Annotated in this window: 18 protein-coding genes and 2 pseudogenes; 1 reads left to right on the top strand and 19 read right to left on the bottom strand. The window is 44.4% G+C overall.

Annotation, left to right across the window (positions count from 1 at the left end):
* Positions 1–2: 2 nt before the first annotated feature.
* The 9 genes and pseudogenes from G9U52_RS08830 to G9U52_RS41630 form a co-directional block, all read right to left on the bottom strand.
* Positions 3–938 (bottom strand): glycosyltransferase, encoded by a 936-nt coding sequence (locus G9U52_RS08830; protein WP_166148524.1) that lies wholly within the window; start codon positions 936–938, stop codon positions 3–5.
* Positions 939–964: 26 nt separating this feature from the next.
* Entirely contained in the window at positions 965–1,660 is a 696-nt protein-coding gene (locus G9U52_RS08835; RefSeq protein ID WP_166148526.1) for a sugar transferase, read from the bottom strand.
* The gene (gene galU, locus G9U52_RS08840) at positions 1,629–2,567 is read right to left on the bottom strand and encodes a UTP--glucose-1-phosphate uridylyltransferase GalU (RefSeq protein ID WP_166148528.1); all 939 of its coding nucleotides are present in this window, start codon (positions 2,565–2,567) and stop codon (positions 1,629–1,631) included. The genes G9U52_RS08835 and galU overlap by 32 nt, the downstream gene beginning before the upstream one ends.
* A 37-nt stretch (positions 2,568–2,604) precedes the next feature.
* Entirely contained in the window at positions 2,605–3,240 is a 636-nt protein-coding gene (locus G9U52_RS08845; protein WP_166148530.1) for a CpsD/CapB family tyrosine-protein kinase, read from the bottom strand.
* Positions 3,224–3,967, bottom strand: a complete 744-nt coding sequence (locus G9U52_RS08850) for a YveK family protein (RefSeq protein ID WP_166148532.1) — start codon at positions 3,965–3,967, stop codon at positions 3,224–3,226. Before G9U52_RS08850 ends, G9U52_RS08845 begins: the two co-directional genes overlap by 17 nt.
* Positions 3,968–4,221: 254 nt before the next feature.
* A complete protein-coding gene (locus G9U52_RS08855; protein ID WP_166148535.1) occupies positions 4,222–4,875 on the bottom strand; it encodes a response regulator in 654 nt (217 codons plus the stop codon).
* A 64-nt stretch (positions 4,876–4,939) separates the two neighbouring features.
* Positions 4,940–6,583, bottom strand: a complete 1,644-nt coding sequence (locus tag G9U52_RS08860) for a sensor histidine kinase (protein WP_207952865.1) — start codon at positions 6,581–6,583, stop codon at positions 4,940–4,942.
* A 469-nt stretch (positions 6,584–7,052) separates the two neighbouring features.
* Positions 7,053–7,339 (bottom strand): annotated as a pseudogene (locus tag G9U52_RS08865) (sigma factor); the annotation flags it as partial.
* 701 nt (positions 7,340–8,040) lie between these two features.
* A pseudogene (locus tag G9U52_RS41630) lies at positions 8,041–8,190 on the bottom strand (alpha-L-arabinofuranosidase C-terminal domain-containing protein); the annotation flags it as partial.
* 108 nt (positions 8,191–8,298) lie between these two features.
* On the opposite strand from G9U52_RS41630, the gene G9U52_RS39180 reads away from it, so the two are divergent.
* The gene (locus G9U52_RS39180; RefSeq protein ID WP_207952866.1) at positions 8,299–8,532 is read left to right on the top strand and encodes a hypothetical protein; all 234 of its coding nucleotides are present in this window, start codon (positions 8,299–8,301) and stop codon (positions 8,530–8,532) included.
* A 291-nt stretch (positions 8,533–8,823) separates the two neighbouring features.
* On the opposite strand, the gene G9U52_RS08880 is transcribed toward G9U52_RS39180, so the two are convergent.
* The 10 genes from G9U52_RS08880 to G9U52_RS08925 all read right to left on the bottom strand — a co-directional run bounded on the left by G9U52_RS08880 (position 8,824) and on the right by G9U52_RS08925 (position 18,659).
* Entirely contained in the window at positions 8,824–9,306 is a 483-nt protein-coding gene (locus G9U52_RS08880; RefSeq protein WP_166148541.1) for a hypothetical protein, read from the bottom strand.
* A 74-nt stretch (positions 9,307–9,380) separates the two neighbouring features.
* Positions 9,381–10,391, bottom strand: a complete 1,011-nt coding sequence (locus G9U52_RS08885; RefSeq protein WP_166148542.1) for a zinc-dependent alcohol dehydrogenase family protein — start codon at positions 10,389–10,391, stop codon at positions 9,381–9,383.
* Positions 10,392–10,442: 51 nt separating this feature from the next.
* Complete coding sequence (locus tag G9U52_RS08890) at positions 10,443–11,399, bottom strand: sugar-binding transcriptional regulator (RefSeq protein ID WP_166148543.1); 957 nt, start codon at positions 11,397–11,399, stop codon at positions 10,443–10,445.
* Between the two features lie 155 nt (positions 11,400–11,554).
* Positions 11,555–12,349 carry a sugar phosphate isomerase/epimerase family protein gene (locus tag G9U52_RS08895; protein ID WP_166148544.1) on the bottom strand — a complete coding sequence of 265 codons (795 nt, stop codon included), beginning with the start codon at positions 12,347–12,349 and terminating at the stop codon, positions 11,555–11,557.
* Positions 12,350–12,361: 12 nt separating this feature from the next.
* Positions 12,362–13,507, bottom strand: coding sequence for a mannitol-1-phosphate 5-dehydrogenase (locus G9U52_RS08900; protein WP_166148545.1), 1,146 nt, complete (start codon positions 13,505–13,507; stop codon positions 12,362–12,364).
* Between the two features lie 182 nt (positions 13,508–13,689).
* A complete protein-coding gene (locus G9U52_RS08905; protein WP_446430476.1) occupies positions 13,690–14,445 on the bottom strand; it encodes an MgtC/SapB family protein in 756 nt (251 codons plus the stop codon).
* A gap of 42 nt (positions 14,446–14,487) precedes the next feature.
* The gene (locus G9U52_RS08910; protein WP_166148546.1) at positions 14,488–15,531 is read right to left on the bottom strand and encodes a galactitol-1-phosphate 5-dehydrogenase; all 1,044 of its coding nucleotides are present in this window, start codon (positions 15,529–15,531) and stop codon (positions 14,488–14,490) included.
* 23 nt (positions 15,532–15,554) lie between these two features.
* On the bottom strand, positions 15,555–16,322 hold the full coding sequence (locus tag G9U52_RS08915) for a glycerophosphodiester phosphodiesterase family protein (RefSeq protein WP_166148547.1): 768 nt from the start codon (positions 16,320–16,322) through the stop codon (positions 15,555–15,557).
* 127 nt (positions 16,323–16,449) lie between these two features.
* Positions 16,450–17,775, bottom strand: a complete 1,326-nt coding sequence (locus G9U52_RS08920) for an ABC transporter substrate-binding protein (protein ID WP_166148549.1) — start codon at positions 17,773–17,775, stop codon at positions 16,450–16,452.
* A 53-nt stretch (positions 17,776–17,828) separates the two neighbouring features.
* A complete protein-coding gene (locus G9U52_RS08925) occupies positions 17,829–18,659 on the bottom strand; it encodes a carbohydrate ABC transporter permease (RefSeq protein WP_166148551.1) in 831 nt (276 codons plus the stop codon).
* Between the last annotated feature and the right edge of the window lie 24 nt (positions 18,660–18,683).

Below are 18,683 nucleotides of genomic sequence, written 5' to 3' on the forward strand. Positions count from 1 at the left end.
CCTCACCTGGTCAGCGGCATATTTTCGCGTCTTCTCAGCATATCTAGCGTACCGCGAATGCTCAGCAGCCTGCATTTGACCAGCAGCCTGCTGCCTTCACTGCGGGCGAACAGGAAAGCTACGCTAATGTAGAGCATTTTACCTGCCAGTGTACCCACAAGGCTAAGCTTACCCCCAATGCCGTTACGCATACACGCATTGGAAATCCCTTGGTAATAATACCGTTGTTGAATCCATTCCCGGGTCAACCTACTGGACGGGATAAAATGATCGACAGCCATTCCCGGATGATAAAGAATCGTTTTGCCTGCCTTTCTCATCTTGGCGAATAGCCATGACTCCTCACCTGAGAGCAGCAGGTTTCCTTTTCGCCCAAGCTCGGTTGGGAATGCATGGTTGTCAAAGAAAGAACGGCGGATTGCCATGTTCGCTCCATAAGGATGCAGCTTAGAAGGGTACTCCTTTACCGTACTGCCCATATCCACAATGGTGTACGGGCGCTCCAGCGATTTAACCAGCCAGTCAGGGCGGCTGCTTTCAAAGTTGGGGCGGATCATGCCGCCCATCGCATATAGGTCCTGCCTGCTGTCGAAAGTAGCAATAATTGTACTGATCCATTCAGAGCAGGGGATAGCGTCATCGTCTAGAAAGGCGATTATCGTTCCGGTGGCCACCTGAATCCCTTTATTGCGCGCTGCAGACAATCCTTGGCTGCGCTCAAAGTAATAACCCGCATCCACTTGACCCTTATTGCGCTTCATGTACGCCTCCGTAACACTACGTGTATGATCGGTGGAATTGTTGTCTACAATGATCACCTCGACCCTATCGATACTGGACAGACGCTGAAGCGAGTCCAAGGTTACACGCAGCAAATCAGCCCGATTATATGTGCATATAACGATGGAGACATGTGGCTGTTGGTTATTAGGCACCATTGATTCGCTCCCCTGTCTCCTACAAATTAATAGGCATCCTTAGAGCCAAATAGGACAAATCCGGTTTTAATGATAATTTTCATATCAAACTTTATGCTGCGGTTTTTGATATAGTTCAAATCCAGCTCTACCATTTGCTGAAAGCTGACGTTGCTTCTTCCGCTTACCTGCCAGAGACCTGTGCAGCCTGGCGTTACTGCCAGCCTTTTTTTATCATAGCTTGTATACTCCTGTACCTCGCTTGGGAGCGCAGGACGCGGTCCCACCAAGCTCATATCGCCCTTAACTACATTCCACAATTGGGGAAGCTCATCGATGCTGGTTTTGCGCAAAAATTTACCCGCACGAGTGACCCTCGGATCATCCTTCATTTTGAACATGGCACCGCTGACTTCATTCTGGGCCTTCAACTGCTCCTTCAATTGTTCAGCATTGGATACCATGGATCTGAATTTGTACATCGGAAACTGTACCTCGTCCTTGCCAACCCGGTTTTGCTTGAAGAACACTTTGCCCTTAGGATCCTCCAGCTTAATCCATGCCGCTACAAGGATGAATAAGGGGAGCAGGAACATAATTCCGCATAACGACAGGCTTACATCAAGGAGACGTTTCATGAATATATACGTGTCATGATGTTTTTCCTTACGGACTACATTGCCGTAATATCTCTTTTGTGTTAAAGCATAATCATAATCCTCCCGCAATTCTTGCAAACTCATTGTCCCTACCTCCTTTGTGATCTAGGATGGACGCATACTGTTCTATTTTGAGCATTGAAGCCATGGCATCTAGCACAGGATGGCGCAGATCCTTACTTTGGAGAGCGAAGCTTAATGTGGTAAGAATGTAGCCGAGGCGTTCTCCTACATCATAGCGAATTCCATCAAATTGATAGGCCAACACTTGCTCAATCTGATTAAGCTTCTGAATGGCATCCGTCAATTGAATTTCTCCGCCTGCCCCTTTCTCCTGAAGCTCCAGAAACTCAAAGATTTTGGGGGAGAACACATAGCGGCCCATAATCGCCAGATTGGAAGGAGCTGTTCCAGGCGCCGGCTTCTCCACAAAGTCGTTCACCTGATATAACCGATTCTGATGCTCGCCGGGGTCAATAATACCGTATCGGTTTGTCATATCTGATGGCACCTTTTGAACCCCGATAATTGAATTCTCAGAACGTTCGTATTGGTCAATAAGCTGCTTGAGACAAGGAACCTTGCTTGTGACGATATCATCGCCCAGCAGGACAGCAAACGGCTCATTCCCAATAAATCTCCTTGCGCACCAAACAGCATGCCCCAAGCCCTTAGGCTCCTTCTGCCGGATGTAATGAATCTCTACCTTGGCAGAACGCTGTATTTCTCTCAGCATTTCCAGCTTGCCAGTCTCGAGCAGTCTGCTCTCCAATTCAAAAGCGTTATCGAAATGATCCTCGATCGCCCGTTTTCCTTTGCCGGTCACAATAATAATATCTTCGATCCCGGACTCGATTGCTTCTTCCACAATGTACTGAATAGTTGGCTTGTTGATGATCGGAAGCATTTCTTTGGGCATTGCCTTCGTTGCAGGCAAGAACCGTGTCCCTAAGCCTGCGGCAGGAATTATTGCTTTCTTCACTTTTTTCATCTCTCTTATCCTCCTATCGATTTGTGGAAGTTCACTCCTATTTGTTAATGATCATACCTAACATTCTGGCTCCTGACTGTTCAAGCCGAATCTTAGCCTGCTTAGCCCACTCCCGTTTAGTCCTGCCGTATTTGGCAACCAACATGATTCCATCGCTGTATTCTGCGAGCAGTCCGGCATCCGTGAAATCCAACACAGACGGTGAATCGAGCAGAATCACATCGTATTGCTGCCTTAATTGATCCAGCAGCTCTGCCATTCTTGGGGAGCCTAGCAGCTCCGAAGGGTTCGAAGGCTGTCCTCCTGCCGCCATAACGTGCAGATTGGGAAAAACAGCCTTGAAGAAGCTGCCTTTAGCAGGAGATGCCGATTTCAGATATTGGGCAAGTCCGGTATCATTGGGCATACCGTATATGGCATGTAGATAAGGTTGGCGTAAATTACAATCAACAACGATAACCTCCTGGCCGTCCTGGGCAAAGGTGACGGCTAGATTGGATACTGTTGTCGTCTTGCCTTCCTGCGCCTTGGGAGATGCAATCATGAGCACGATTCCTTTGCCCGATTTCTTTAGTTTCTTGTGCCTTATGAAAGTACGTAATGAACGGTAGGCCTCAGCAACGGCAGAGCTTGGATCTGTCTCAGTGACAAGTACATTACTTAACAGTGACATAAGTTTGATCACTCACCTCTTTGCTCATGTTTTTTGATCGTTTACGTATGCTGGATCTCTTTATCGTTCCAATCGTTGCAAGAACCGGCAAACCCACATAGTGCTCGGCTTCTTTTTCGGAACGAAGGGTGTCATTTATATTTTCCAGGAAGAATACCACACCGAGAGCCGCCATCACTGAAAGAAGAAAACTGACGGCGATATTCATCGCAATACTGGCATTTTCCGGAGCGGGCAGTTTACCAGGATTGGCAGGAGATAGAATCTTGACATTGTTCACATTCATTAAGCTTGGTATTTCGTTCATGAAGGTTTGTGCTATCTCATTGGCTATCAGAACCGCCTTGCGATAATTACTGTCTTCCACTTCGATTTTTATGAGATTCGTTTTATCGACAGAGCTAACTTTCAATTTTTTGTCCAATTGCTCTCTTGTGAGCATCAACTCCGGATGGTTGGCAATCAATGTTTCCGTAATTGTATTCGATTTGATGATCTCCTTGTAGCTTTCGATCAGGTTCAGGTTCATGTTCACATCATTAAGATTAATGGATTCAGAGTCCTTTAGGACACTGTTGACCAGCAACTGATTAGTTGCAAGATATACCGGCTGGACGAATGTCTTACTGACGTAGTAAGTTATTGAACAAGAGAGCAGAACAAATAACGCAATCAGCCATAGTTTTTTGCGAACCATGATGAAGTAATCTAGTATCGTTTTCTCCATGTCGTCCTCCGAATCTTAACCATTTTTTTAAGAATTCTGCTTGTAGCTAAATCTTATACCAACTCTTGGAATTATGATATTACCCGATGTTATGATTTTTGCAGTCTATTTCGAGCAGGGTAGCTCCCCCCATTTACTACTGGAGGGTATACTTTCGTACCAGATCCTATTACAAATACAAGAAAAAACCTCCTATCGGGACTTGACCCAAAGGAGGCTAAATATTCGGCTCTCGAAACCTATGAAATACAGCATTATTGGAAATTCTGATGCATAGCGTCTTCATTGTCCATAGTAAAGTTAACAAGCCCTTTGGAATGTGCGAATAAAGCCGCCTGAGTCCGGTCGTTCAAGTTCAGCTTACCCAAGATTTGGCTTACATGCTTTTTAACCGTAAATTCAGTGATTGTCAGCTTATCCGCTATCCCATGATTGGACAACCCTTCTCCAAGAGCAACGAGAACCTCCCGCTCTTTGGGGGTTAACTTATACAAGTCATTGTCATTATCCCTCTTGAATAAAATCTCCATTAGTCCTGGGTCATAATATTTCTTCCCTTTGAAAATAAGCTTGATTGCCAATAACAGTTCTTCAGGAAGCGCTTCTTTAAGGACATACCCCTCCGCACCCGCAGCCTCGGCTCTTCTGACGTCATTTTCCCTCATGGAAGAAGTCAAGATTATGCACCGGCAGGCCGAATGCTTCAACTGCTCTACAACCTCGAATCCTGATCGGTTGCCGAGCTTAATATCCACAATAGCTAAGTCCGGTTTGGTTTCCTCAATCAGTTCCATCGCGTCCTCAACCATTTCCGATTCTCCCATTATTTCGATGTCGTGTTCAAGTGTCAGAACGGCCGATAATCCTTTTCTTACCAATGGGTGGTCATCTACAATTACAACCTTCATACTTAAAGCACCTACTTTCATATATTGGGAAATCAATGACCTTGACCACAAGCATGAAGCTCATTCAATTCTTTTTCTCGTTGTAATCGATAGGAATAACGACCAGGATTTGCGTGCCCTCTCCTTGGATGCTGCTGATTTCAATCGTTCCACCTAGGGATTGTACAAGAAACTTCATGTTACTAACCCCAAGACCGGTGAGCCTAGGATCGGTTAGTAACTCATTCATATCAAAGCCATTTCCGTTATCCTGCACGACCAGCTTGGCTTCACCAGTCTTTAGAATTAGCTTTACTTCAATGAAGCTGCTGCAGCCATGGCGGATGGCATTACCGGTCGCTTCAGAAATAATTCTGAATAACGCCTTCTGATGATTGACAGGTAGACGATGGTCGTCCCCTGTTACATCCACGCTGATTTCCAACGCATGCAGCTTTGACAAGCTATCCAGATGGGATGTGACCGTGGTGACCCAAAAGGAGCTGCCGTTTTTTCTGGAGCTGAGACTATAGATAGACGAACGAAGCTCTTGTGAAGCGGTATTGGATGACTCCAGAATGAGCTGGAGCTGCTCCTTCATTTGTTTTTCCGGGATGCTCGGCCATTGTCGAATTAGAGAATGTATGGCATAGACAATACCAAACATATGCTGCGATACGCTATCATGCATTTCAGCTGCGATCCGGTTCTGTTCCTCAATAATAATCAATTGATTTTCGATACGCTCCAGTTGATGCCTTTCAAGAATGATGGCACACAGCTCGGATAGGAAGTAAAGCTCCTGTTCGAACCAATACCTTCCCTCCTCCTGAGAAAAAGCCTCGATCCTGATACCGAGCACACCCCAGAATCTTGTTGTTGATTTGACCGGCATGATTAGAAATTCACCATGAATATACAGATTTATTAACGATGGGCTGTCTTGGCTTCGAAACTCCTTCAATCTTGATTCCATCGCGAAGCATAGCGATGCCTCGGCTCCACTATTCCTGGCTCCTTGGACGATTAATCTCTCTACGTCCTCATTGCCGTTTATATCCCAAAAGAAAGCCATCTTCTGTTCGGTCAGCTTTAATGCAAACTCGGTAAATATTTTTCTGAGGTTGCCAGATTCACTCTGAGCCGCCACTTCCACGATTTGATAGAGCGACTTGATATGCCATAACATCTCATTGGTGCGTGTATTTGCCCTCTCCAGCTTATTCTTCCCATCGGATAACACTTGGATGAAAAATGTCATGTGTAAGAGCAGCAGGTAAAAGTAGCTATTATCTAAAAAAATGGTACGTAATGATTCTGTGTTGGTAGCAGCTATGATGTAAGAGAAGGATGTCACAATCACAATGGTTCCTAGTAAGATTAGCCAGCAGTAAACAGCTTGGAGATAGCTGCCTGCGACGAATATAGGATTCATGATACATAACAGGAAGGGGCTCGAAATTCCGCCAGTGATCAGAAGCAGGAGAAGTATACATACCATCTCCATACCAAGAATAACCTTGAATAAACATGAGGATTTATTCATCCCACGGTAAATAACAGAAAATACCTTTGCCAAAATAAACAACGTCAAAATAATGCCCAGCTTTAATAGGAATGGTGGATCCTTGTCCCCTAATAAATAAACCAGAGAGGTAAATAAGAGCGTGCAGTAACGATAGAAATAAATCGCCCGGTCTTCTTTGACCGAAATTGCTTTCACCAGCATCACCATCCCTTATTTTCCTGTTTGCTAAGCACTTCCTTTTCCTGAATATAAATTGCCACAACTATGTATTGACTTTGACTTTAATAACCCAACAATAAATATCTGAAGCACAAACGCGTAAAAAAAATACAAATGTTTCCTTTATATTCTCTCATATAATTCGTATTATCAACATAGTTTTGTGTCTTTTCACACAAAATTGAGTCTTTTTTGAGTGAATAGCCCTATATATGTCGAAAACGTGTACCTAAGAATTGGCAATTAATCAAAAATCATCACTCTTTAGTAGGATCATTGTAGCATCCTTTTCCTGTCATACAGTACTATATGCTCTCCTACCAAAGTCTTACAAATTGGAGCAGACAAAGAAGCCAGAGGAATTTGCGGGCGGAAATCGAGGTAATCCAATAATAGTAAGCGTTTCCAATTTAAAGTTTTTTGGGGGATGCGGACGCTGTTGGGATAACTAAACCGCAGCACAAGCATCATCGGCTTCAGACCCAAGAATATCAATTAGCGTGATCTCGTTGCCTTCTTTATCCGTCCCTATCGGGTCATAAAGGGATACATCCTTGCGGGTTTTCTTCAGCGATCTTAAGTGCATAAGTATTTCATTCTCGATGCAGCGGGCAGCAAATGTAGCCAGTTTGGTTCCTTTGTCCGGAGAAAAAGATTCGATTGCTTTGATAAACCCAATCGTTCCGATGGAGATGAGATCTCCAAATCTTCTCCGGTGTTGTCGAATTTTTTGACGATGTGAACACGAAACTGTAAAAAAAAAGCCGGCTTCTCCCCTCAATAGGATTGCTAAATCTTAGTCGATTTACGTAGGGATCCTTGACAGGGGCAGTAGCCATGAAGAAGAAATGGCAGGTAGCCAATTAACCACGAACAGCATACTATACATCAAACAACATTTGAGGTGAGCACAGTGAGTAGTAAAAAAGCCACAAAGAAAACCACACTAGCATCTTCGGCAGATAGATATAGATTTAATATGAAGGTAGTTACCTCCGATGTCTGCAGTCGATGTAAAAAATGCGAACGTGGGCGTCGTTACTTAGAGGAGATGTCCCAGCCTGGTGCGATCGGCAGAGGAGTTCCCTGTATATTAACTAGAGGAAGAGCATACTTATAAATGAAGATTTATTAACCATACTATTTATGGCAGCGTATTTACCATTACCATTTAGGATGCAAAGGATGGGGGCAAATTGCCCTCAATTTTAGTCCTGATCTGGACAAGTCAACCGCAAAATCACATACATCTCTGTACGTATAAGCAATGCAGCCAATACTTAGAGAAAGCCTTTTATTACTTACTTGTTTCATCGTCTGCAAGTTTCTTATTACCTGTATTTATCAGGTATTGCATCATCTTCTCAAGCTTTTCCGGAGTAACTTGAATAGTCTCAGAACAACGTCTGTATGAACCTTATTTTTCCATATCCCCGTACTGTCAAAATATCAGTTTGTAATACATTGATCGTCTGGGCGATATTAGTCATCCTTACGCGGTCACAGTGGTTCGGGTTTGATATCCCATCAAGCAGCTCACACAAATCGCAAAATTCATGGGTACCTAAGTGGATATTTTCAACTACGCCCGATATTCATCGGCAAAGCATCCCCCCTGTAGTCATAGATCGTCTCCTAGCTTTCTTCCTTTATTATACTTTTTTATCAATTTTATATGGATATAGCTCGTTTTATCGTTGTTTCACACTACCGCCCATTGTATGACCAGAACTGAAGCTGCTGATCGTTCTATGGCAGCCGTTGGTTTTCAGCTATACGCCGTGAACCAAGACGCGATCGAACGGCGTGAGGTGGGCGACGTAGTCGTCAATCTGAGCGACCAAGTGAGGCGGAAAAGAAATTCGTTCCGCTGCCGCTCTGAAGTTCAGAGTCGGCCAGTCTGCGTCCGTTTCAACACCGAAGGGTCGTAATGCATGTACACGTTTTAATTGCCTTTCCTAGATCCGCGGCGACGCTGAGCCATTGCTCGGCGGACAGCTCGGCGTCACGCCAACAGACCCCCGTAACCTCCCGATTTTAAAGCAAAAAAGAGATCTTACTAAAACAATTATCCCTTCTGCGCCTTTAAAATAGCTACATTACCAATCTTTAGTTATCCGCCAAAAGACCGCCCGCAAATCCCATGTACTCATCCAAAAACCATTCGGCTGCTTTAGTCATATAAATAGATATCTCATTTTCTTTAAACGAAAAAGACAATTTTAGTGTACCCGTATTGTTCCAATTCTTTCTCCAAAATAGTTTTTCTGAGGAAAAGCTCCCTGGAACTTTCCTATGCCAAATATCAGGTGGTGTTCACCTGAGGCATTTTCATAAACCCATCTACCTTCGTCTCCATTTATAATGAAACGCATTTTTGATATTCCCATCGGATTTTCATTTAAATGATACCATTTACCATTTATTATCTGTGCTAATGAAGATGTCGGTTTTCCTTGTTGGGGTAAGATCTTAAGATTTTCGATTTTTTTATTCAGTATGGTATTCGTTTCAGCTTCATAGGGCAGGGAGTAATCTTTTATTTTACTGAATATTTCTTCGCGAAAAGCATGATCAATCCCTGTTACTGTTGGACCTGCGCCTTGAGTATCAGCTATGCAAGCAAACAATAAGTCTTTATCGGGAAAACAAAATGCAAGCTGGGATCCCATCCCTCTAAAAGCAAAACCGTTATCTTTCTCCATCCATATCTGATATCCGTATCCTTGATGGCCTGAGATAAGAAACCAGCTTTATAAATTCTGTATAATGAGCTCAATTATGATGGGTAAACAATAACCCCTTTGGTCACATTCATTTGAGCATAAGTGCTCATAATTTGTGGCACTTCGTCCAACGAAAATCGATGGCTGATCAGTGGCTCCACCTTGACAAGCCGTTGTTCGACAAGCGCGATCGCCTCTTCATGGGTATATGGATTAATAAAGGAACCCATGATACGAAGCTCCTTGGTGAAAATGGCAAAAGGAGAAACTTGGATTTGTGTCGACGGGTTGGCGACTCCAAACAGCAGCACCTGTCCGCCTTTGCTGGCAGCATCAAACGCCAGTTCCATAGATTCCTTCCGTCCCACACATTCGATCACTATATCGAATCTAGCCCTTAACTGCTCCACAATCAAAGCGGTTGGTTGCACGACCTCATCAGCACCCAAAGCAAGCAGCGCTTCATGCTTCTCGATAGCCGGCTCGCTAACCACGATTCTTGCCACGCCTTGCCTTTTCAACAATTGCAGGAATAATTGCCCAATAAATCCGCCTCCAATCAGCAATACGGTATGAATCGGGCGGATATCTACTTTTTTGAAGCCATGTAGCACACAGCCAAGCGGCTCGACCATAGCACCTTCGACAAAGCTCAGTGAATCTGGTAACAGGTAACAATTCGCAGCCGGAGCGACGCAATATTCACCCATCCCCCCATCACGCGTGACGCCAACTGCTTGGAGATTGTCACATAGATGAGGCTGGCCATTACGACAATATCGGCAACCCCCACAATATATATTGGGGTCTATGGATACGCGATCCCCTATTTGGAGCTGCTGCACATGCTCCCCGCATTCAGTGACAACGCCAGCCAGCTCGTGGCCTAGTACAATGGGTGGGATTACGGCTGCCGAACCCGGATTACCGTGATAAATGTGCTGGTCTGTGCCACAGATCCCACAGACTTTGACTTGAATCCTCACTTCATCGGGCTTAAGACCTGCTGACTCCCATTCCAAAATTTCAATTTGGTGGGGCGCTTTTAATACTGCTGCCTTCATAGCCTGAACTCCTTTATTATATGTTTAATTGACTCTTTTTTTGATTCCTTTTCAATGAATTTGAAGTACCTGCAATGCCGTTTCTTCTGTTGTAATAAGCACATTCAACTGCTTTCCTTTTAGAGCTCCACATAGCGCTGGCACTTTAGCCGTGCCCTGCGCAACACAAATCCGCAGCACAATATTCATAAGATCTTCCCTCGTTGCGCCAACAACCCTTTCGCTGATACGCGGAATTGAAAACTTGCCCTGCTTGTCGAAGCTATGAAAAAGAATCTCGCCTACACTTGCCTCACTTACTTCCTTGAAGGTTAAATCAGCTACCAGATTTAAAGCCAGCAACGTGGCATCCTCGCCCGCGTGACCAATCCCGAATACGATCGTTTCCAATTTACGGATTTCATTCATAATCTCTTGTACGCTCGGATCCTGCATAAAGCTGTGTTTGCTTTCAACACTTCCGGCTATAGCGGGGGCTGGAAACAACTGCGCTTTACCCCGTAGAGCTTGGGCCCACATCTGAATGATAGAGGAAGCAGGCATCTGATCTTCTCTGGTGCCAAAACCTCCTATCAGCTGGACAATTTTTAGTCCCGGGCGCGAATTACACAGATGCAAATGGGTGCCGATGGCATTGAGAGTCCTCCCCCACCCGAGCCCTATTGCCCCGTGTGAAGGCAATACCGAATCCAAATATTGAGTGGCTAATGCCTCAAAGGGATTGGCACTTTGATCGCCTCGAAATACCACACAATCCTTCAAGCCGTAAAGCTTAGTAAGCTTATACTCCAACGAAGCATGGCGGCTGTTGTCTAAATCTGAGCGGATCTGGATTTGTACGATTCCTCGGTCCCTTGCCTCGTTCAAAAACCTGGAGACGGAAGATCTGCCGATATCTAGCTGGACTGAAATTTCCTGCTGGCTCATTCCGAGCACATAGTACATGCGAGCGACTCTCTCAAGAAAGCTATCTTTAGAAGAATGCTCGTTTTTACTAGTTCTACTCATTTTAATGCATCGCCTCCGTTCAAACAAACGTCCGTTTTTGCACATTTGCTCAAATATGTCATAAGTTTACCATGTCAACACAACGATTACAACTTTGTGCAAACCTAGCTTTTCATGAATAGCTGTTAAAGCCTTGCTCTATTCTGACTTGGAAATCACAATACCTGTGGCTCTTCCAATTCATGCTCGACCAGTTTAACGTGCTGAAGCAGCAATTCCATTGGGGTGTCATACCCATATTCAAGAATGGAACGGAACGGATGATCCGCGCTTCGCAAAGCGTCCCATATCCCCCCCCACTCCAGAGTACCCGCTCCAATGGGCAGATGCAGATCGCTTATGGCATCATTATCATGTAAATGTACGGCGCTAAGCCGTGTACCAAGCTGGCAAATCAAGGAGGCTGTATCCCAGCCATTTATATGCGAATGCCCTACATCAACAAGCGCCGAGATGGTTGGAATTTCTTCAAATAAGCGAACGAATTCTTCTTCATTGAACAGAGCCGTCTCATGAAACCCCACATTTTCTACAGCCATATCGATCCCAAGTTTTTTCGCTTCTTCCCCAAGCCGCTTTAAGTTTTCCTTGGCATAATACTGGGACTGACTACGCAAAAATAAAGGAGAAGAATACAGACTTGGATGCACGACAACTTGTTCAGCGCCAATTTTTGCACTCCATGCCAGCGATTGCTTATACACATCAAAAGAATAATTACGCAAAACCTCATAGCGTGCCGAGGCTAAGTTAAGCTCCCATATTGGCGAATGTACGCTGAGAGGTCCTCGATGCTGTTGAAACCGGCTGAATTCCACGGTCCAATTCATTGGATCAACCCAATTCGGACCATCCATTGAAATTTCCAATCCACCTTGCCAGGAATCAAGCAATTCCTTGCAATCATCGATTCGGTTTAAATAGGGAAGTAGATTTATAAAAATAGCCATAAAGGAAGCCTCCTAAGTTCTCAGAGATATATACTTTTGAATGATAAGTGCATGTATAGGATGTCCTTCAGGGATACCCGTGATTTGAGCTGCTACTTGTTGAATCCCCCTCGATTTGATAGCCTCTTGCAGTTCAACTGCCTCCGCATCTTCCGGATAATCGAACAACAGAGCTGCTGCCATAGCCGAAGCCAAATATTGCGGTTCTATGCCAAGCTCGAATCCCTGCAGGGCTGGATGTACCAGCCGATCATTTGGCGAAAGCTTGCGGATCGGTGAACGTGCTACACGGACAACTTCATCACTTAAATAAGGATTGCGAAAACGATCAAGAATCTTACGAATATATTGTGCATGTTCCTCGGGAGCAAAGCCATGTCTTCTAATAAGAATCGATCCCGTTTCCTCCAAAATATGCTGCACTTGCAAGGCGATAGCAGGGTTATCCATCGATTCTAGAATCGTTGCATGTCCACTAAGATAGCCCAGATAAGCGATACAGCTATGTCCCGTATTCACTGTAAACAGTTTCCGTTGTATATATGGCTCCAATTGATCCACATAATGAACTCCAGAGATTTCTGTGGCTCCTGGGAGCAGCCCGGAACGATCGACCAGCCACTCATAAAAGGGTTCCACAATGACCATCAATGGATCATCATGGTGTTGGATAGGAACGATTCGATCTACTGCTGCATTCGGAAATGAAACCAGTTGATCGGCTTTCTTGCGTATAGCATTGCTTAAATGTGTATATACATAATCCTTTAGCTGAGAGCTCCCGTCTATCGTATTCTCACAAGCAATGATTTGTAAGGGGGCTAACGAACGCGCCAATCTTTTCTCAATACCTTTGGCTATTCCTATGGACACCGTTTCCAATAATGACAATCCAACAGCCGTCGTAACCAGCTCCGCGCTTGCAATAGCTTCAGCCACCTGCTCCAGATCCCTGCCATTGATGGCGGAAACTCCACTCACAAGCGTTGTCTCATGAAGACTGTTGGCAAGTGTAACGGTATAAGCACCTTTTTGCTGAAGCAGCGTTACCAAGGGTTCATTGACATCCACAAAGCATACCTCATATCCAGCTTGGGATAATAGCAGCCCGATAAAGCCTCTACCTATGTTTCCCGCCCCGATGTGGACCGCCTTCATAATTCCATCCCACTTGTGAAAATAGCAAGCATCATTTGCATCGATAAGATATTCATGTGACAACATTTCCTTCTACATGTTATTTTTACAGAAATTGATTATTGACAAGCTCATAATGGGCGCACTGAAACAAGCTGACTTTTAATGAACCATTGTCAGCCTATTATAATTTTTTAGGTGGCCTAAGCACGTTCTACTTGTTGGTTCTCCTGGTTCATTGAATTACGGCCAGATTCTATATAGAGTATAAAGTCATAGGAATTGAGCTGGTCCAGAACCAACAGCAGTTTAGCTTGGTCCTGCATCTTTAGGCTGAATATCAACTGGATTTCAGGTCTCTTGTCCGCTTCATCGTAAACTAGGTCTGGGATCATTTTGACATTGATAATTTGGATACCATGTTCTCCGAATTTAGAAGCTATTGTACCAAGAACCCCAGGAGAATCCGTGGCTTTAATAGATATATCACTACTTCTTCGATTTCTAAGCATATGCTTCTCCCACTTATTCAACAGAAAAAGGCTGAACAATACCATTAGCGTGGCATAAACAGCAGCATACATAAATCCCGCACCCACACACAAGCCGATTGCTGCAACGACCCAAATGGAAGCAGCAGTCGTCAGCCCGCTAATGATCGGACCATTCCGAAGGATGGCACCTGCTCCGAGAAATCCTACACCGCTGATGACCTGTGCAGCAAGGCGGGCAGGATCGATCCTTACATTGGGCTCATTCACAAACTCGGTAAATCCGTAAATAGAAAGAAGCATAATTGTAGCAGATCCCAGACAAACCAAGATGTGAGTACGAAAGCCCGCAGCATGGTTATTCCACTCCCTTTCCATGCCGACCAATCCTCCTAAACCAGCAGCAAGGACCATTCTGAGAAGCAGTTCCCAATGTGTGATGTACCATATTTGTGAAATGTTATTCACGAATTGCACTTCCTTTATGTGACTCGAATTGAAGATGACACCTTATTGATTTATATACATCACTTTAACTGTAAACTCGCTTCGATCCCGCATCATCTTCAATGCATCGCCGAGTTCTTCGATTTTTACACGATGCGTAATGAGAGGATCGAGTCGAAGCTTACCCGAGGCTATAAAGTTAAGAACAAGCTGCCACTCGTTAACTGGCAAAGTCGCGTAATAAGAGTTCCAGGTGCCAATGAGCGTAAGATTCTTACGCAGGATTTCCCAGTAGCCCTTTTGAGTCAATACCATATCGCCAGCCGGATTGCCCATAAGAACAATTTTGCCGAATAGACGAGTCGTATGCATCGCATTCTCAAAGGATATGGAGCTGCCGGCACCCTCTATCGTCACGTCTGCACCCCGGCCATTCGTTTGTTCACGAACCCAGGCTACTACTTCAGTCTTGGCAGCGTTACAAGTATTCATTATGCCCAGGCCCCGTGCGAATGACAGTCTATCTTCATCTACATCGACGAGTAATATAGAGCCTGCACCCCAGATATCAGCCCACATAGCAATCATGATACCTATTGGCCCGGCACCATAAATGAGCACATGGTCACCGATACCGACACCGGCTTGACGAAGGCTATGCAAAGCCACGGCTGCGGGCTCAACCATCGCCGCTTCTTCATAAGAAACACCTTCCGGCATGAGCAGCAGGTTCCACAAAGGAACTGCGATATATTCCGCAAAAGCCCCGTCGCATCGCGAGCCCATGTAATTGTAATTTTCACATAAAGCGAACTCGCCAATCTCACATGCGCTGCAGTTGCGACAAGGCATCAACGGAAACACCGCAGCCCCGCGGCCGATAAGTGATTTATCGCCGCCTTCAGCTACTCCTACGATTTCCCCGGAAAATTCATGCCCTGGTACCGTTGGGAACGAGTAAGTACCTTTCGTAAAAACCCGGGGGATGTCAGAACCACAGATGCCGCATGCACGCACCTTCATGAGAACCTCCCCTGTTGAGACAACCGGAATTTCCCTCGTCTCCAGCCGAATATCTCCGATAGCATGCAAAGGCCAGGCTTTCATCTTCATCTTTCCTTTCTGACTGGTTAATTACAACTGCCCATTTGTTTCCGAATGTTCATCGCTGGCTGTGGATCATTACAGGTTAGCAAGGTAACACCGCAGCCCAGTGCATAATAAACCTGCTTTTCATTGTCCGTACTATAGCACCCAACAAGGAGGCCCATATTCTGAAATTCATCAACTAATGCAGGAGTTAACTGCTTCATACTAATGCCAACTGACCACATCTTCGAATAGGTGCCGTCTTTACCCGCAACAAAGTTTGACATGCTTTCTCCAGGAAAGCCTTGTGTCTTTAAGTTGTAAGTGTCGTGGATATAAGTAATGATCTCTGCGTCAAAGCAAGTGAATACACAACGTGAAAGGTAGCCACATTCCTTAAGCTTAATAATGGTTAGATCCGCAATCTCCTTGGCATGAATACTTGGTTTAATTTCTACATTTAATAAAGTTTCGGGATAAGCAGCAAGCAGTTCGCAAAGCTCATCAAAGGTTGGTATTTGGAGTCCTTCAAACGGTTTACCGAACCATCCTCCTGCATCTAATTGCTTGAGCTCGGCCAAGGTATGGTCATTCACTTGGCCAGAGCCATCCGTTGTACGCTCCAATGTTTCATCATGGATAACCACGATTACCTTATCCTTGGTAAAACGCAGGTCAAACTCAAGAACATCTACCCCCATTTCCAATGACTTTTGAAACGCAAGAAGCGTGTTCTCCGGATAAGCTGCTTTAAATCCTCTATGCCCGACTACCCTAATGGAACGATTATTATTAAGACGTTCTAACATGATGGCTGCATTCCCTCCTTATAAGGTCATGATAATAAAGCTTAGAAAAAGCAGACGACTGAATGGATAGGTCCAATATCGGTCAATCTGCTTTCTGATCTGAAAGACCTATGGGTTCTGGAAAAGTTTACTTAACACCTTTCAAAAGTTTTTCGGCTGCTGTTTTGAAAGTAGTCAGAGTAGCATTAATATCTTTGTTATCATACATGATCGCTTGCATAGCAGAACGGAACTCTTGAATAATTGGCGTCCACGCCAAATTCTTATTCGTGTCAATGCCGTATTGAAGCTGATCGTAGGCCACCTGACGATTTGGTTCTTTCGCATACAGTTCTTTAATTTCTTTGGACTCTACCATTTTCTTTGTGAAAGGCAGGTAACCTGTATCAATAACGAACTGCTGTCCCCCTTGAGGATCTGTCATCAACCAGTTCAGAAACTCCCATGCAGTATCTTTATTTTTGGAAGAGGCAAACATGGTAACGTTAGCTCCACCGGTAGGATTTGCGAACACTTCATTTTTAGGTAGGAAGGCGGTCTTATAATCAAATTTCACATTTTTTAGAAATCCTCCAATAGTACCCGTTGATTCAAACAAAATGCCGATTTTCCCTTCAGTGAACATCTGTTTAACGATATTACCTGAGTCCTGAGTCGGCGGATAGAACAATGCTCCCGTGCTCTGAAGATCTTTTAGGTAACTAAATACTTTGTTCCCTACTCCGGCATCAATAAATTCCATAGTAGTGCCTGCTTCATTAAAGAATCTGCTCTTGGACTGGGTTATCATTGCTTGGATATACCAATCATCAAACGGCATTGATAGACCTTGGCGTTTATATCCACTGCCATCTTTAATGACGAGTGCATTGCTAACCGTTTTCAGTTCCTCCCAAGTAGTAGGAATCTTGAGTCCCATTTCATCCAGCATCGTTTTGTTTACATGCATGATCGGAGTGGAACGGTTCAAAGGCAAGGTAACCAATTTCTTATTGAAGGTAGAGTGACCCATCAGACCTTGAACAAAACCATCTGTGCTTAAATTCGATTTCTTCAGATACGGTGTCAGATCTTCCAGCACGTCTGCATCTGCAAACAGCTGTACAAAAGAACGCTCCAGCATGCTAACATCTGGTGCAGAACCAGCTGCAGCAGCCTGTTGAAGCTTAGTAACCACTTCATCGTATGATCCTTGGAAGGTGCCAACAACCTCAATATTAGGATGGGAGTCATTAAAACGTTTAATCATCGCATCTGTAAATTCACCGTTTGCCCCTCCCATAGAGTGCCAATACTGAATCGTAGTCTTACCTGCCTTTGCTGGCGTTGCTGCTGGTGCAGCCGGTGATGGAGTGGTTCCCCCAGTACTGGTTGATTGTGGTGCTGAGCTGCAGCCTGCAAGTACACCAAGCAGCATTGTTGATGCCATAATCATCGTTGCATTTTTTTTCATTTTATTCTTCCTCCCTTATTTGCTTTCATTATTATTCGAAAAGGATTAAACCATTATTTAATCCCGGAATAAACAAATGCCTTAACAATCTGTTTGGAACAAATCAGGTAAACGATTAGAATAGGGACAACCAAGACAACGTTACCCGCCATAATAATGTGCCAGTTACTGATGCCTTCCGTCTCTCTAAGCATGGCAATTCCGAGCGTCAGCGGGCGAACCGAGTTTGAATCCGTCATAACGAGTGGCCAGAAATAATCATTCCAATGACTCACAAAACTGAATAGCGCGATCGTTGCCAATGCTGGCATGGACATCGGCATCATGATTTTCCAAATAATCTTGAACTCACTGGCATTGTCCAATTTGGCCGATTCAATAATTTCTTCCGGAATCTGCATGAAATATTGGCGTAAAAGGAAGATACCAAATGCATTGGACATGAAAGGAATAATTTGCGGCAATAAGGTTTTGATCATTCCCCAATCAGCGAGCATCAGATAAACGGGGATGAAGGTTATTTGACTAGGAATCATAAATGCCATGAGTACCATAGCAAATAAGAATTCTTTTCCTACAAACTTATATTTGGCAAAGGCATAACCAGCCGGTATCATCACAGCAAACTGCAAAACAATAATGGCAAGTGTGACGATAATCGAGTTTTGGGCATAGGTCAGGAAGGGACCCGCACTCATGGCAGTCACAAAATTGATCCATTGAGGTATTGCTGGAATCATGGTCGGAGGTATTGTCAAGGTCTCCTGAATAGTCTGCAGCGATGTGGAAATCATCCATAAGAATGGAAAAACGAAAATTGCGAGAACTACTAATTTAAGCAAAGTATTTAGTGTCGAGCATAGGTGCTTAAGTTCAAATGTCATGAATCGTCAAACCCCCTTTCTCTG

The organism is Paenibacillus agricola (assembly GCF_011440305.1).
GTDB lineage: Bacteria > Bacillota > Bacilli > Paenibacillales > NBRC-103111 > Paenibacillus_S > Paenibacillus_S agricola.